We start from the raw sequence: 15,198 nt of genomic DNA, 5'->3' as shown, positions 1-15,198 counted from the left end.
CACAGTCGTTGCGCAGCACGCAACGACTGTTTCGCAGAGTGCCGGTGCGCGGGCAGGATGGCGGCATGACTTCCCTGCTCGACCGGGCGCCGGTCGTTCCTGTCGTGGTGCTCGACGACGTCGCGACCGCCGTGCCGCTGGCCCGCGCACTGGTCGCCGGCGGACTGCCGCTGATCGAGGTGACACTGCGCACCGGGGCGGCGCTGCCCGCGATCCGCGCCATCGCCGACGCGGTGCCGGACGCGCAGGTGGGCGCCGGGACGGTGCTGACCGCCGGGCAGGCCGCCGCGGCGGTCGACGCGGGAGCCGGCTTCCTGGTGAGCCCCGGCTCGACGGACCGCCTGCTGGACGCCATGGCTGACTGCGGTGTGCCCTTCCTGCCAGGGGTCTCAACCGCGTCGGAGGCGTTGCGGCTGCTCGAACGCGGCGTCACCGAGCTGAAGTTCTTCCCCGCGGAGGCGGCGGGCGGCACCGCCTACCTGAAGTCGCTCGCGGGTCCGCTGCCGCAGGTGCGGTTCTGCCCCACCGGGGGCATCACCCGCCGTTCCGCGGCGCACTACCTCGCGCTGCCCAACGTCGGCTGCGTCGGCGGGACATGGATGGTCCCGCCGGACGCACTGGCCGCCGGGGACTGGAACCGGGTGGAGCAACTGGCCGCAGAGGCAGCGGCCTTGGCCGTGCCGCGCTGACCGGCCCCGCACACAACCCTGCCGCGCTGACCCGGCCCCCAACGGGCAACGGCGTCCGCTGCGGGCGGAGAGGGGAACGGGTCGGCGCGCGCGAGGGACGGGGCGCGGGCGTCAGCGGTCGCGCAGGTGGGCCGTGTCGTTGAGCAGGCGCACCGAGGCGTTGCCGTCCGCGTAGTAGGACACGGCGGACAGCGAGGCGGCGGCCAGCTCCATCCGGAACAGCGACTCGGGCGGCGCGCCCAGTGCCAGCCTGACCAGGGTCTTCACCGGCGTGACATGGGTGACCAGCAGCACCGTGCGGCCGGAGTGCCGGGCGAGGATCTTGTCCCTGGCCACGGCCACCCGGCGGGCCACCGCGGCGAACGACTCCCCGCCGCCGGTGGGGGCCGCCTTGGCGGAGGCGAGCCAGGCGGCGAGGTCCTGCGGGTACTTCTCCTGCACCTCGGCGAAGGTGAGGCCCTCCCAGGCGCCGAAGTCCGTCTCGCGCAGCCCCTCGTCGGTGCGCACGTCCAGCCCGAGCCGGCCGGCCACCTCTGCCGCGGTCTCCTGGCAGCGCCGCAGCGGCGAGCTGACCACCGCCTGCACCGTGCCGCGCGCGGCGAGTGCCGCGGCGACGGCCGCGGCCTGCCGCCGTCCGGCCGGTGACAGCTCGGGGTCGTCGCCGCCACTGCCGGAGAACCGCTTCTGCGGGGTGAGCGCGGTCTCACCGTGCCGCAGCAGCACCAGCGTGGTGGGCGTGCCCAGGTCGGCGGACCAGCCCGGCGGTGGGACCGCCGGACCGCTCTCCTCCCCCGCCTCGTGCCCCCCGGACTGCCCGGCAGGCTGCCCGGCAGGCTGCCCGGCAGGCTGACCGGCGAGTTGCCCGGCGGCTTGCGGGTCGGACGGGGACGGCAGGCCCGGTCCGGTGTCCAGGTCGGCGGTCGAGCGGGACGGCTCCCACCGCTCACCGCGCTTGGCGGCGTCCATCGCCTCGTTCGCCAGGCGGTCGGCGTGCTTGTTGCGCTCCCGCGGGATCCACTCGTAGGCGACGGCGCCCGCCGGGAAGACCCCCCTGGCCTCCTCCGCCAGCGGTCGCATGTCCGGGTGCTTGATCTTCCAGCGCCCCGACATCTGCTCCACGACGAGCTTGGAGTCCATCCGCACCCGCACACTCGCCTGCGGGTCCAGTTCGCGGGCCGCGCGCAGCCCGGCGATGAGTCCCTTGTACTCGGCGACGTTGTTGGTCGCCCGGCCCACCGACGCCGCCGTCTCCGCCAGCGTCTCGCCGGTGGCCGCGTCCAGCACCACCGCGCCGTAACCGGCCGGCCCCGGGTTTCCGCGCGATCCGCCGTCCGCCTCGACGACCAGCCGCCTGCCCACCGGTGGCGTCACAGCCCCGACTCGGGCGTGCGCACCAGGATGCGGCGGCAGTTCTCGCACCGCAGCACCTCCTCGGGCGGGGCGGCGCGGACGTCGTTGACCTCGGTGATGTTCAGCTCCAGGCGGCAGCCCTCGCAGCGGCGCTGGAACAGCGCTGCCGCACCGACGCCGCCGTGCTGGCCGCGCAGCTTGCCGTAGAGCGCCAGCAGGGGGTCGGGCACCGCAGCGGCGACGGCCTCCCGCTCCTTCTCCACCGACGCGGCCTCGCTGTCGATCTGCTCGGCGGCGGCGTCGCGGCGGGCCTGCGCCTCGGCGAGGCGGGCCTCGACGGACCCGACCTGCTCGGTCAGTTCCGCGACACGGGCGGCGGCGCCCTCGTTGCGCTCCATGACCTCCAGGACGATGTCCTCCAGCGCGTTCTGCCGCCGGGCCAGCGAGGCGATCTCGCTCTGCAGACTCTCCAGGTCCTTCGGGCTGGTCACCGAGCCGGAGTCGAGCCGCTGCTGGTCGCGGGCGGAGCGCTGGCGGACCATGTCCACGTCCTGCTCGGCCTTGGTCTGCTCGCGGGCGGTGTCGCCCTCCTCGGTGCGCGCGGCCACCAGGAGGTCGCGGAGCTGGGTGAGTTCACCCTCCAGCGCCTCGATCTCGGCGTGCTCGGGAAGGCTGCTGCGCTTGTGCGCGAGCTGCGAGAGCCTGACGTCAAGTCCCTGGACGTCAAGGAGGCGGATCTGGTCGGCGGGCTCGGCGTTCAGTTGGGGGCTCCTGGGAGATCGGGGTGCGGGTCGGACGCCGCGTGGGCGGTCCAGGGGTCGGTGACGGCGCGGGACACGTGCGTGCGCAGGCCCCAGCCGTTGCGTTCGGACAGCGCGTCGAGCTGGGCGGCGGCCTGCTCGCACCACGGCCACTCGGTGGCGAAGTGCGCGGCGTCCAGCAGCGCCAGCGGGGACTGCTGCCGGGCTTCGGACGCCGGGTGGTGCCGCAGGTCCGCGGTCAGGTAGGCGTCCACTCCGGCAGCACGCACCTGGTCGAAGAGGCTGTCGCCGGAGCCGCCGCAGACGGCGACGGTCCGCACCTGCTGCTCCGGGTCCCCGGCGGCCCGCACACCCTGCGCGGTGACGGGCAGGGAGGCGGCGGCGCGGCGGGCGAAGTCGGCCAGCGGCATCGGGGCGTCCAGTTCGCAGATCCGGCCCAGGCCCCGGGCGCCGCCCGGGTCGTCGGGGTCGGGCACCAGCGGTCCGAGCACCCGCAGGCCCAGCGCGGCGGCGAGCGCGTCGGAGACGCCGGGGTCGGCACGGTCGGCGTTGGTGTGTGCCACGTGCAGGGCGACACCGTGGCGGATCAGCGTGTGCACCACCTTGCCCTTGAAGGTGGAGGCGGCCACGGTGGTGGTGCCGCGCAGGTACAGCGGGTGGTGGGTGACCAGCAGGCCGGCGCCGAGCGCCACCGCCTCCTCGACCACCTCCGCCACCGGGTCGACCGCGAACAGCACCCGGTCCACCTGGGCGTCCGGATCGCCGCAGACCAGACCCACCGCATCCCACTGCTCGGCCCGCTCGGGGGGCCAGAGGGCGTCGAGCGCGGAGATGATGTCGGAGAGTGCGGGCACGGGGGAAAGGCTACCTTCCGCCTGCCCGGCTGTGACCGGCCGCCGGACCGCTCCCGGCCGGAGCCCCGGTCCCCGGTCGCCGATGCTCTCGCTTTGCACGAGCGAGGCCCGCCGGGTCGGGGAAACGGTCCTTCGCCACCCGTACGGATGAAACGTCACGGCACCGGTTGTTCGGCAGCGCGTACGAAAACTAGCGTCGTCGCTGGAGGTGATCGCACGATGACAGCCTGTGCGATGGAGACACCCGCCGACAGCGGCGGTACCCGGGAGTCCGGACGGTGCACGATTTCCGCCGACGGCTCCTACGCGGCCCGGCTCACCACCTCGGGCAGCGGCTGCTGGTACCCGGAGCGCTGGACCCTCGACGGTCCCGAGCCGTACGCGGTGGCGCTCGCCGGCCACCAGCCGGAGGAGGCGGACAGCGAGGTTCAGCCGCTGGCGGACGGCCGGGTGGTACTGGTGCGCCGGACGGGGCAGCTCTACCGGCCGGTCCTGCTGTACCCGACCGGCGGCGGCACCGGCGAGGTGCCGCTGGGCGCGCTGGAGTGCGAGCAGCTGTCGCTGCTGCCGCCCGCACCCGACGGCCTGTCCTGCTTCGCGCTGGTGCGCGGCCCGCTGTCGACCACGGTGTGGCTGCTGGCAGGCGGGGCCTTCGGCCCGGAGCCGGTGGCGGAGGTGCCGGGCCGCTGCTCGGGCGGCGGTTGGCTGGACCGCGAGGGCCGGCTGCTGGCCCTGGACCGCGAGGACGCGCACGGCCAGGTGAAGACGGTGGCCGTGGACCTGGGCCGCGGTGGTGCGGTCAACCCGCTGCTGGAGATCACCGAGGAGAGCAACGACCGGCTCCTGCTGGCCGACCCGGACAGCGGCCTGCTGCTGCTGCGTTCGGACGCGCCCGGCACCGACCGGGTGGGCTGGGGCGTGCTCGGCAGCCGACTGCCGGTGCGCTTCCCGGAGGCGCTGCACCCCTCCGACGTGAGCGTCACCCCGTTCGCGGTCCAGCCCGGGCAGGTACTCACCCCGGAGTGCTGCGCGGTGGCGCTGCGGGTGGACGGGCCCAACGGCACCTGGGCCGCGGTGTGGCGGCCCGGCGACCGCGACCTGCGGCACCTGTCCGCGCCGCCCGGCTGGCTGCCGGGCACGGGGCTGGTCACGCCCGGCGGTGAGCTGCGGCTCCCGCACTCCACGCCGACAGCACCGTGCGGGCTGGCCCGCGTCGCACCGCTGGACGACTCCGCGGCCTGCTCGGCGGGCCCCGCGCCCGCCACCTTCGGCGCGTTCCCCGGCCCGCAGTCGCCCACCGGCGAACCGGCCGGCAGCCCGGTCGGCGACGGGGCCGGCCCTCCTGCCGGGTCGTCCGCCGGGGCGGAGCCGCTGCCGTCTGCGGCAGCGGTGTGCCGCCCGGTACCGCTCCAGCAGGCGCCGCTCGCCGGCCGGTACTGACGCCGGCCCCGCCCGGCGGGGCGCCGAACCCCCGCACCGGCGCGGGGACGCCCTCACCGGCGGCGGAGGCACAATCAGCAGGCGTGCCGGGCCGTTCTGCGGGTACCTCACCGAGCACGAAATGCGGTGCACGGAGAAGCCCTGCACGGTGACCGGGACGAGGTACTTGCGGCGACATGTTGACTTTGGGGATCGAAGAGGAGTACCTGCTCGTGGACCCGGACACCGGTCTGCCGGTGCCGCGCGCCGACCAGGTGCGGGCCGGAATCCGGCTGGAACCGGCGATCGACCGCGACGAGGTGCAGCCGGAACTGCTCCAGGTGCAGGTCGAGGTCGCCACTCCGGTCTGCGAGACCCTCGACGAGGCCGGCGGCCACCTGCTGCGGCTGCGGCACTCGCTGAGCAGTGCGGCGGAGAACGCGGGCTGCCGGCTGGCCGCCAGCGGCTCGGCGCCGCTCGCCGGGCACGCCCCGATGCCGGTGACGGACAGCCCCCGCTACCGGGCCCTGCTCGACGCCGCACCGCAGCTGGTGGACGAGCAGCTGATCAACGGCATGCACGTGCACGTGGCGGTCCCCGACCGGGCCACCGGAGTGGCGGTGCTCAACCGGCTGCGGCCCTGGCTTCCGGTGCTGGTCGCGATGGGCGCCAACTCACCGATCTGGCAGGGCCACGACACCGGCTTCGCGAGCTGGCGCACGGTCGTCTTCAACCGCTGGCCGGTCAGCGGGCAGCCGCCGCTGTTCGACGGCGAGGAGGACTACGAGCGCCGCGTCGAGGGGCTGCTCAACGCCGGGGTGGTGGGCGACCGGGGTGCGCTGTACTGGCACGCGCGGCTGTCGGAGAAGTACCCGACCGTCGAGGTGCGGGCGCTGGACGTGCAGCTGCGCTCCCGCGACGCCGTGCTCTTCGGCGGGCTGATCCGGGCGCTCGTGGCGACGGCGGTTGAGGAGGAGCGCGCCGGGGCGCCGACGCCCGCGGTGCCGCACGAGATACTTGTCGGGGCCGGCTGGCACGCCGCCCGCTACGGTCTCGACGCCCGGCTGGTGGACCCGGCCGGCAACGCCTCGCGACCCGCCTCGGAGGTTGTGGAGGCGCTGATGGACCACATCAAGCCCGCGCTGGTCGAGGCCGGTGACGAACGCCAGGTCGGCGGCCTGATACAGCAGTTGCTGACCGACGGCACGGCAGCCGCCAGGCAGCGGCGGGCCATGGAGAGCGGCGGCATGCCGGCACTGGTGGAACTGCTCACCTCGGAGACTGTCGAGGTCTGAGCGCGCCGCCCGGCTTCCGCCCGACCGGCGCGCGGGCGGGCGGGAGCGGCGGCCCGACCGCCTATCGCGGGCGGGCTGTCAGCGGTGCCGGACTGTCAGCGAGGCTGATGCGTCAGCAGTGTTCGACGACGGTGTCCGCCAGCACCGGGGCGTCGTCCCGTTCCGCGGCGGTCACGGTCAACTGCAGCCGTCCCGGTTCCCCGCGCCACAGGCGTATCCGCAGCGTCTCGCCGGGGAAGACGACTCCGGCGAACCGGGTGCGGTAGGCGGTGACGCGGCTCGCTTCGCCGTCCAGCTCGGCGTCGACGACGGCCTTGAGCGTCATGCCGTAGGAGCAGAGGCCGTGCAGGATGGGGGCGTCGAAACCGGCGAGGGCGGCGAACTCCGGGTCGGCGTGCAGCGGGTTCCAGTCGCCGGAGAGCCGGTAGACCAGTGCCTGCTCCTCGCGGATGGGCCGCTCCACCGTCAGGTCGGGAGCCCTCGTGGGCACGTCCAGCCTGCGGGACGGGCCGCGTTCACCGCCGAACCCGCCCTCGCCGCGGACGAAGATCTCCGCGTCGGACGTCCACAGCGGGCCGTCGGCGTCGGCGACCTCGGCACGCAGCACGACCACGGCGGCCTTGCCCTTGTCGTGCACGGCGGTGACGCGGGCGGTCTGCGTCGCCCGGCCGCTGACCGGCAGCGGCCGGTGCAGCACCAGCGACTGCGAGCCGTGCAGTACCGCGGCCAGGTCCACGTCGACGCCCGGCGCGGACAGGCCGTCCATGGCGGCCATGCCGCCGCCCGCGACGGTTGCGAAGGCGGGCAGCACCTGGAGCCGGTCCTCCAGCAGGTAGCGCAGCTCCGCCGGGTCGGTGGGGGGTCGTCCCGCGCCCAGCCCGAGGTGGTACAGCTGCACGTCCTTGTGGTTCCAGACCAGTTCTGCGGTGGTGGGCTCGGCGGCGAGCACGCGGGGTACGTCGATGGGCATGGGCGTTGCGCTCCTTGGCCGGGTGACGCGGGCAGGACGACGGACGGCGAACGAGGGGGCGGCGGACGACGGGGTGTCAGGCGGCGGGCGGCGAACCCGCGGCGAGAACATGTTCTAGTCGACGGCCTCTGTATAACGCACGCCCGCCGCGCGGGAAACCCCTCCCGCGCCCGGGGCGGCGCCGGGGCGGGAGCGGGACGACGGCGTCGGGGGTGCCGCGCGCTCAGGTGCGCAGGTGGGAGGCGCCGTTGAGGTCCAGCACCGTGCCGGAGGCCCACTGGGCCTCCGGGGAGGCCAGCCACAGCACGGCGGAGGCGATCTCCTCGGGCTCCGCGACCCGGCCGAAGGGGCTCTGGTCGCGGATCGCCTCACCGGACGGGCCGTGCAGCCGCTCGGCTACCCGCTCGGTGCGGAAGAAGCCGGGCGCCACGGAGGCCACCGCGATGCCGTGCGGGGCGAGGGCCACCGCCAGCGACTGGCCGAGCGCGTGCACCGCGGCCTTGGTGGCGCCGTACGCGGGGTGGTCGGGTTCACCGCGGAAGGCGCCCCGGGAGCCGATGTTGACGATCCGGCCGCCCCGGCCCTGCGCGATCATGTGCCGGGCGGCCTGGTGGCTGACGTGGGCGGTGCCGAGCAGGTTGACGGCGGTGTGCTGCTGCCAGGCGGCGACCCACTGCTCGAAGCCGGTGTCGGCGGGCGGGTGCGCGGTGTTGACCGCGGCGTTGTTGACCAGCACGTCGATACCGCCGAGCGCCTGCACCGCCTCCTCGACCAGGGCTGCTGCCCCGGCCGGGTCGGCCAGGTCGGCGCCGATCGCGGTGTGCCCGGTCCCGGGCAGGTCGGCGACGGTGCGCAGGGCCTCCGCCCGGCGGGTGCCGTAGTGCACGGCCACCGTGTCGCCGGCCGCGGCGAACGCGCCGGCCAGCACCCGGCCCAGGCCGCGTGCCGCACCGGTGACCAGGACGCGGCGGCCCTGCGTCGGGTCCTCACTCATGGGCGGCTTCCCTCTCGGTGCGGGGCAGGGCGACGATCATGAGTACCACGCTCGCCACCAGGATGCCCGCGCCGGTGCGGAACGCCAGCGCGTAGCCCTCGGCGAGCGCCGAGGGGTCGGCGGAACCGCCGGTGCGGGCGGCTGCGACGGTGGAGAGCACCGCGAGGCCGAGTGCGCCGCCCATCGTGCGGGAGGTGTTGAGCAGGCCCGAGACCAGCCCGCCGTCCCCGGGTGCAGCCCCCGCCGTGGCCAGTGCGGCGAGCGGCGTCACGGCCAGGCCGGCGCCCAGCGCCATGAGTACGCCGGGGCCGAGAACCGTGGTGAGGTAGTCGCCGTCCGCGTGCATGCCGCTCTGCCACAGGTAGCCGGCGGCGGCGGTGAGCGCGCCGAGCACGGCGACGTTGCGGGCGCCGAGCGGCAGCATCAGGCGCGGCGCGACGGTGGCTCCGGCCATGACGCTCAGCGACTGCGGCAGGAAGGCCAGTCCGGCCTGCAGCGGCGGGTAGTCGAGCACGTTCTGCATGTACAGCGACATGAAGTACCACATGCAGAACATCGCGGCGCCGTTGGTGAAGACCGCCGCGTTGGCCGCCGACACCGTCCGGGAGCGGAAGACGGACGGCGGCATCAGCGGCGAGCGGGTCCGGAACTCGACACCGACGAACACGGCCAGCAGCACCACGCCGGCGCCCAGGGCGGCGAGGGTGTCCGGCGCGGTCCAGCCGGTGGACTCGGTGCGGACCACGCCGAAGGCGAGCGCGCCCAGGCCGCAGGTGACGAGCACGGCGCCGGGCACGTCCAGCCGGCGCCCGCCGGGCTGCCGGTGCTCGGTCAGCCACACGGCCGCGGCCGTCAGCACGACCACGCCCACGGGGACGTTGATCAGCAGGACCCACCGCCAGGACAGGGCGTCGGTGAGCAGGCCGCCCACCAGCCCGCCGGCCGCGCCGCCGCCTGCCCCCACCGCGCTCCAGGCGGCTATCGCCTTGGTGCGGGCGCGGCCGTGGGGGAAGACCGAGGTGAGGATGGTCAGTGTCGCCGGTGCCAGGACGGCCGCGCCGCAGCCCTGCACGGAACGGGCGGCCAGCAGCTGCCACGGCTCCTGGGCGAGGCCGCCGGCGAGGCTGGCGGCGGTGAACAGGCCCAGTCCGGCCAGGAACACCCGCTTGCGGCCGTAGAGGTCGGCGGCCCGCCCGCCGAGCAGCATGAAGCCGGCGAAGGTGAGCGTGTAGGTGTTCACGACCCACTGGCCGCCCAGTTCGCCCAGCCCCAGGTCGGTCCGCACCGACGGCAGGGCCACGTTCATCACCGAGACGTCGAGCACCACCAGGAACTGGCCCGCGCAGGCCGCGAGCACCGCGACCCGGCGGCTCAGCGCCGCGCTCCGACCGGCGTCCGGGGCCCGTCGGGCGGGGGTGTGTCGTCTCAGGGGCATCCGGCCATGCTCGCACCCGCCGTACCGCGCCCGCCCGCCACCCCGGAGAGCCGGCGGCCCGGGTGCGGCCGGGTGGGTGCGGCGGGTCGGGTGCGGCGGTGCGGCGGGTCGCGGAGGAGGCCGGGACCGGCGGGCCGGGCGCCTGCGGGCTGAGCGGGGGCGTGCGCGGGGGCGCGCGGGCAGGCGGCCCGCGCGGGCTCGGACGCGTCGGCGCACCGGTGGGAGAACGCGCCTCCACGCTGGGCGGACGGTTCGTTCGCACATGGTTCCGGAGCCCGTCGACCCCTCTATGCAGCCGCGACCGGGCCGGGTAACTTGCGCGTCCTGAAGCCTGTCGGAGGGGGCGTGGCACCGGTTCGTGGAGGGGGTTCGTGTGCGCGATTTCAGCCTGCCGCCGCTGGTGGAGCCGCTTCGTTCGGGAGGGCTCGCGGACTCGGTCCACCGCATCGCCGAGGACGATCCGAAGCTGGTGCAGCTGTCCCGGCGCAGCGCGACGGGCGACGGCGCCTGGGAGCCGGTCACCGCGGCCGAGTTCCGCGACGAGGTTCTGGGACTGGCCAGGGGCCTGCTGAGTGAGGGGATCGGGTTCGGCGACCGCGTCGCGGTGATGTCCCGCACCCGGTACGAGTGGACGCTGTTCGGCTGCGCGCTGTGGTCGATCGGCGCGCAGATCGTGCCGGTGTACCCGACCTCGTCGGCGGAGCAGGTGCGGTGGATCCTCTCCGACGCCCGGGTGGTGGCGGTCGTCGTCGAGCACGAGGACCACGCCATGACGATCGGCGCGGTGTGCAACGCGCTGCCGCTGCTCCGCCGCATGTGGCAACTGGACTCCGGCTGCGTCGAGTTGCTGACCAACCTGGGCCACTGCGTGCCCGTTGAGCTGGTGCACCGGATGCGGGCCGCGGTGCGGCCCTGGTCGGTGGCGACGGTCACCTACACCTCCGGCACCACCGGCCGCCCCAAGGGCTGCGTCATCACGCACGCCAACCTGGTCGCCGAGTGCGACACGCTGTACGAGGGGTGGCGGGAACTGCTGGCGGAGAAGGGCGAGCAGCCTGCCGTACTGGCCTTCCTGCCGCTGTCGCACATCTACGGGCTGATGGTGGTCGTGGTGTGCCTGCGGCACGGTGTCCGGCTGGGGCACCAGCCGGACCTGGCCCCGGCCGAGCTGCTGCCCGCGCTCGCGTCGTTCCGGCCGACGTACCTGTTCGCGGTGCCGTACGTCTTCGAGCGCATCGTCGCCGCGGCCCGCCGGGCGGCCGAGGAGGCGGGACGCGGCGAGCTGTTCCAGCGGGCGGCGGACGTGGCCGTGCGCTACGGGGAGGCCGTCGAGCGCCGGTACACCACCGGCGGGCCGGGCCCGGGCCCGATGCTGCGGGCCGCGCACGCGGTGTTCGACCGGATGGTCTACACCCGGCTGCGGGCGGTGCTGGGCGGCCGGGTGCGGTTCGCCTCCTCCGGCGGGTCGACGCTCAGCCGGGAGCTGGGCCTGCTGTTCGCCGGGGCCGGGATCATCGTGCACGACGGCTACGGCCTGACGGAGACCACCGCCGCGGTGACCGGTCAGCCCGCGGGCCGGCCCCGGTTCGGCACGGTGGGCCTGCCGCTGCCGGGCTGCGCGGTGCACATCGCGCGCGACGGGGAGATCTGGGTCCGCGGCGAGGTGGTCTTCTCCGGCTACCTGGACGATCCGGTGGCCACGGCCGCGGTGCTGCGCGACGGCTGGCTGGCCACCGGCGACATCGGGTACCTGGACGACGACGGACATCTGGTGATCACCGGCCGCAAGAAGGACGTGCTCATCACCAGCGGCGGCAAGAGCGTCTCGCCGCTGCTGCTGGAGGAGCGGTTACGCGCCCACCCGCTCGTCTCGCAGTGCCTGGTCGTGGGCGACAACCGCCCCTACATCGCGGCACTGGTGACGCTGGACCCGGACGCCCTGGAGAGCCGCCGGTCGCTGGGCCGTGTGGTGGGTCGCGCGGAAACGGCCGGTGACGGGAGGCGGCCGGGGGCCGACGACGTGCAGGCCGAGGTGCGGCGGGCGGTGGCGATGGCCAACAGCGCCGTGTCGCGGGCCGAGTCGATCCGCGCGTTCCGCATCCTGCCCTCCGAGTTCAGCATGGAGGAAGGGCTGATGACCCCGTCGATGAAGCTGCGGCGCGGCGCCATCGTCCAGGCGTTCGCCGCCGACATCGAGGACCTCTACCGGGCCTGACCCGCTGCCCTCGCCCGTTCGGGTCCATCGGGCCGTGCCGCCGGTGGGTCCCGTGTCGCACCCCGCACGACGGAACGGCCCCCTGCCCGGGTGGGCGGGGGGCCGTTCCGTCGTGCGGGGCCGGCTGACGGCGCCGGCCGGCCGCGGTCAGCCGCGCTGGATGCCGGAGGTGTCCTGGAGCACGCCGCGGCGTCCGTCCTGGGTCTGCGCGACGAGCGCCTGGCCGCGCTGCTCGACGGCCAGGTACCAGGTGCCGGGGGCGAGTTCGGCGACCGGGGTCTGCGAGCCGTCCTCACCGAACAGCGGCCGGGCCACCGGCACGGCGAACCAGAACGGCTGGAAGTTCGGGTCGGCCGCCGGCTGGCCGTGCGCGGCGCCGGGCTGACCCTGCTGCGGCTGACCCTGCTGCGGCTGGCCCTGCTGCGGCTGGCCCTGCTGCGGCTGGCCCTGCTGCTGGCCGGGCGCACCCTGCTGCGGGTAGCCCTGCTGGGCCGGCTGCGGCTGGCCGCCGTATGACTGCTGCTGACCGGGCGCGCCGGGCTGCGGGCCGCCCGGGTAGCCGTAGCCGGCCTGCTGCTGGCCGGGCTGCTGCTGGCCGGGGTAGCCGTAGGCGGGCGGCTGGCCGCCGCCGTAGGGCGGCTGCTGGCCGGGGCGGGGCCCGGCAGGCAGCAGCGGCGCGCGCAGCGCCGGTACCAGCAGCGTCGCGATGGCACCGCCGGCGAGCACGAGCACGGCGATGAACGCCAGGATCTGACCGATGCCGACGTCGAGGCCCGACTTGGCGTCACCGGTGCTGCTGAGCAGCGTCCAGAACGCCGTCCACAGGGCGAACACGCTGAGGGTGAGGCCCCACTGGTCCAGCTTCAGGCCCAGGAACGTGCGCTCCTGCGGGAGGAAGCGGGCAGCCGCGATGAGGCCGGCCGCGAAGAAGCCCGCCAGGAAGACGGACGGCATGACCGGCCACCAGAAGTTGGACCAGCCGTTGCGGCCCTCGGAGATGCCGAACCCGGAGCTGGCCTTGTAGAAGTCGAGGAATGAGGCGATGAACAGCAGAACCGCTGCTCCGATCACCACTGCGTCGCCTCGAGTGAGCGAGCGGTTGTTCACATCAGATCCTTCGTCGATCTTGTCGTCATGGTCCGGTCATCACGGGGGCGCGCCCCATCGTACGGACAGCGCGGGGCGCCGGGGTACGGCCCCTGAGGATCGCACCGGGCCGCCGGACCCGTCCGCGACTACTGATTCCCCGTCAGGTAGGCGGTGACGCCTGCCGCCACGCCGCGGGCCGCCCTCTGGCGCCAGGCGGGGTCGCTCAGCAGTGCGGCGTCCCGCGGGTCGCGCATGTTGCCGCACTCCAGGAAGACCTTCGGCACCCGGGACAGGTTGAGTCCGCCCAGGTCGCCGCGCACCACCAGGCCGCTGTCGGCGGTCTGCGGCCCCAGGTATCCGGCCGGCCGGGTGCCGGTGGCTTCCGCGAACCGGTCCGCGAGGTGCTCGCCGAGCCGCCGCGACCCGGCGGTGATGCCCCGGGTGTCGGCGTCGCCCTGCCGCACCTCGGCGGGCAGGATCACGTGGAAGCCGCGGTTGCCCCGCGCGGAGCCGTCGGCGTGCAGCGAGACCACCGCGTCGGCGTTCGCCCGGTTGCCGATCGCGGCGCGCTCGTCGATGCACGGGCCGAACGGCACGTCGGCCTCCTGGGTGAACCTCACCTCGGCGCCCTGCTCCCGCAGCACGGCCCGGGTGCGGCGGGCCAGGTCGAGCGTGAAGTCGGCCTCCGGGTAGCCCGCGTCGGACGCGGTCCCGGTGGTGTCGCACTCCTTGCGGCCGGTGCCGATGTCCACCTGCCGGTTGATCTCGGCGGTGTGGTCGCGGTTGCCGGGGTTGTGGCCCGGGTCGAGCACCACCACCCGCCCGGCCAGGGGACGTTCGGCGGACGGGGAGGCGCCGGGCGGGCGGTCCCCGCCGGGCGCCGGGGCGTCAGGACCGGACGGCGGCGCGGCGGACGGGGTCCGGCCGTCGGCCGGTGCGCCGGAGGCGGAGGGGGCGCCGGGGCCGGAGGTCCGGTCGCCGGAGGTGACCAGCCACACCAGCCCGCCGGCCAGCGCCAGCGGCACCAGCACGGCGAGCACCACGAGGAGCCTTCTGCCGGCCGACATGTCAGATCCCGGCCCCGGTCCGCCGCAGCACCCGCAGCGAGCCGGTGGCCGACGTCTCGGTGAACGCGCCGCTGGCCAGGGCCCTGGAGTACACCCGGTAGGGCGCCTGCCCGCCGTCGGCCGGGTCGGGGAAGACGTCGTGCACGACCAGCATGCCGCCCTCGGCGAGGTGCGGGACCCAGCCCACGTAGTCGCCGGTGGCGTGCTCGTCGGTGTGCCCGCCGTCGACGAAGACCAGGCCGAGCGGTCCCTGCCACACCGCGGCCACCTGCGGGGAGCGGCCGACGACGGCGACGACGTGCTCCTCCAGCCCGGCGGCGTGCAGGGTGCGGCGGAACGTCGGCAGGGTGTCCATCCGGCCGACGGCGGGGTCCACCAGCGTCGGGTCGTGGTACTCCCAGCCGGGCTGCTGCTCCTCGCTGCCGCGGTGGTGGTCGACGGTGAGCACCGTCACGCCTGCGGCGCGGGCCGCGTCGGCGAGCAGCAGGGTGGACCGGCCGCAGTAGGTGCCGATCTCCAGCAGCGGCAGACCCAGCCGGGCGGCCTCCGTGGCGGCGCTGTACAGGGCGAGGCCCTCGTCGAGGGGCATGAAGCCCTTGGCCGCCTCGAAGGCGGCAACGGTCTCCGGCGCGGGTGTCATGGCGTCATGCTGCCGCACCGGCGCCCCCGGCGGGGCGCCGGGGTGGTCGCCGCCGGTTGCGGGCGCCCCCTGGGCGCGCCCGGCGGACGGGTGACGCTCCGGGCGCGCGACAGCGGCCGCACGCCTGTTCGACCACACCGCACGCCCGGCACCCCGCCAGGGCCCGGTCCGAGGCGGTTCACCGGGTTGCGGTATGACCGCTTTCAGTCAACTCCCGCCCGTAGCAGATGGATTGCGCCATCCCGGCCCGGACCACGCCTGGACCGGACGAGACGGGGTACTCGGGGGCCGCAGCGCGGAGTGACCGAGGGGGTGGCGGCCGACAGGCCACGGGGGGCGTCAGGACGGCCGGAAGGCGCCGGGCGCCGCGCACCCCGCCCCCTCCCACTCCCGGGCTGCCCATGTGACAATTCGGACAAA

Annotated in this window: 13 protein-coding genes; 4 read left to right on the top strand and 9 right to left on the bottom strand. The window is 75.3% G+C overall.

All coding sequences use genetic code 11. The features are described from left to right. Nucleotides 1–65: 65 nt before the first annotated feature. Entirely contained in the window at nucleotides 66–689 is a 624-nt protein-coding gene (gene eda, locus QNO07_RS11460; RefSeq protein ID WP_283991673.1) for a bifunctional 4-hydroxy-2-oxoglutarate aldolase/2-dehydro-3-deoxy-phosphogluconate aldolase, read from the top strand. 111 nt (nucleotides 690–800) lie between these two features. Here eda and QNO07_RS11455 read toward each other — a convergent pair whose 3' ends face one another. From QNO07_RS11455 to QNO07_RS11445, 3 genes are read right to left on the bottom strand one after another with little or no spacing between them, the layout of a single operon-like run. Further along, nucleotides 801–2,048, bottom strand: a complete 1,248-nt coding sequence (locus QNO07_RS11455) for a bifunctional RNase H/acid phosphatase (RefSeq protein ID WP_283991747.1) — start codon at nucleotides 2,046–2,048, stop codon at nucleotides 801–803. A gap of 8 nt (nucleotides 2,049–2,056) precedes the next feature. Then, nucleotides 2,057–2,800 carry a zinc ribbon domain-containing protein gene (locus tag QNO07_RS11450; protein ID WP_283991746.1) on the bottom strand — a complete coding sequence of 248 codons (744 nt, stop codon included), beginning with the start codon at nucleotides 2,798–2,800 and terminating at the stop codon, nucleotides 2,057–2,059. Further along, nucleotides 2,797–3,654 (bottom strand): Nif3-like dinuclear metal center hexameric protein, encoded by an 858-nt coding sequence (locus QNO07_RS11445; RefSeq protein WP_283991672.1) that lies wholly within the window; start codon nucleotides 3,652–3,654, stop codon nucleotides 2,797–2,799. The genes QNO07_RS11450 and QNO07_RS11445 overlap by 4 nt, the downstream gene beginning before the upstream one ends. 219 nt (nucleotides 3,655–3,873) lie before the next feature. Between QNO07_RS11445 and QNO07_RS11440 the strand changes: the two genes are divergently transcribed. Together QNO07_RS11440 and QNO07_RS11435 are read left to right on the top strand one after the other, a co-directional pair. Continuing rightward, nucleotides 3,874–5,094, top strand: a complete 1,221-nt coding sequence (locus QNO07_RS11440; protein WP_283991671.1) for a hypothetical protein — start codon at nucleotides 3,874–3,876, stop codon at nucleotides 5,092–5,094. A gap of 176 nt (nucleotides 5,095–5,270) precedes the next feature. Further along, nucleotides 5,271–6,368: a carboxylate-amine ligase gene (locus QNO07_RS11435; RefSeq protein WP_283991670.1), complete on the top strand. Its 1,098-nt coding sequence runs from the start codon at nucleotides 5,271–5,273 to the stop codon at nucleotides 6,366–6,368. Between the two features lie 112 nt (nucleotides 6,369–6,480). Here QNO07_RS11435 and chsH3 read toward each other — a convergent pair whose 3' ends face one another. The 3 genes from chsH3 to QNO07_RS11420 form a co-directional block, all read right to left on the bottom strand. After that, nucleotides 6,481–7,338, bottom strand: coding sequence for an enoyl-CoA hydratase ChsH3 (gene chsH3, locus QNO07_RS11430; protein ID WP_283991669.1), 858 nt, complete (start codon nucleotides 7,336–7,338; stop codon nucleotides 6,481–6,483). 223 nt (nucleotides 7,339–7,561) lie between these two features. Next, nucleotides 7,562–8,332: an SDR family NAD(P)-dependent oxidoreductase gene (locus QNO07_RS11425; protein ID WP_283991667.1), complete on the bottom strand. Its 771-nt coding sequence runs from the start codon at nucleotides 8,330–8,332 to the stop codon at nucleotides 7,562–7,564. Beyond that, nucleotides 8,325–9,767: an MFS transporter gene (locus QNO07_RS11420; protein ID WP_283991666.1), complete on the bottom strand. Its 1,443-nt coding sequence runs from the start codon at nucleotides 9,765–9,767 to the stop codon at nucleotides 8,325–8,327. The genes QNO07_RS11425 and QNO07_RS11420 overlap by 8 nt, the downstream gene beginning before the upstream one ends. A 373-nt stretch (nucleotides 9,768–10,140) precedes the next feature. On the opposite strand from QNO07_RS11420, the gene QNO07_RS11415 reads away from it, so the two are divergent. Continuing rightward, entirely contained in the window at nucleotides 10,141–11,982 is a 1,842-nt protein-coding gene (locus QNO07_RS11415; RefSeq protein WP_283991665.1) for an AMP-dependent synthetase/ligase, read from the top strand. A 147-nt stretch (nucleotides 11,983–12,129) separates the two neighbouring features. Here QNO07_RS11415 and QNO07_RS11410 read toward each other — a convergent pair whose 3' ends face one another. The 3 genes from QNO07_RS11410 to QNO07_RS11400 form a co-directional block, all read right to left on the bottom strand. After that, nucleotides 12,130–13,089 (bottom strand): DUF5336 domain-containing protein, encoded by a 960-nt coding sequence (locus QNO07_RS11410; protein WP_283991664.1) that lies wholly within the window; start codon nucleotides 13,087–13,089, stop codon nucleotides 12,130–12,132. Nucleotides 13,090–13,217: 128 nt separating this feature from the next. Beyond that, complete coding sequence (locus tag QNO07_RS11405; RefSeq protein ID WP_283991663.1) at nucleotides 13,218–14,138, bottom strand: N-acetylmuramoyl-L-alanine amidase; 921 nt, start codon at nucleotides 14,136–14,138, stop codon at nucleotides 13,218–13,220. A gap of 1 nt (nucleotide 14,139) precedes the next feature. Continuing rightward, complete coding sequence (locus tag QNO07_RS11400) at nucleotides 14,140–14,778, bottom strand: class I SAM-dependent methyltransferase (protein ID WP_283991662.1); 639 nt, start codon at nucleotides 14,776–14,778, stop codon at nucleotides 14,140–14,142. Between the last annotated feature and the right edge of the window lie 420 nt (nucleotides 14,779–15,198).

Source organism: Streptomyces sp. 549 (genome assembly GCF_030124175.1).
Taxonomy (GTDB): Bacteria; Actinomycetota; Actinomycetes; order Streptomycetales; family Streptomycetaceae; genus Streptomyces.
The sequence above is the reverse complement of the archived record's forward strand: the minus strand, read 5'-3'. Positions and strand labels throughout refer to the sequence as shown.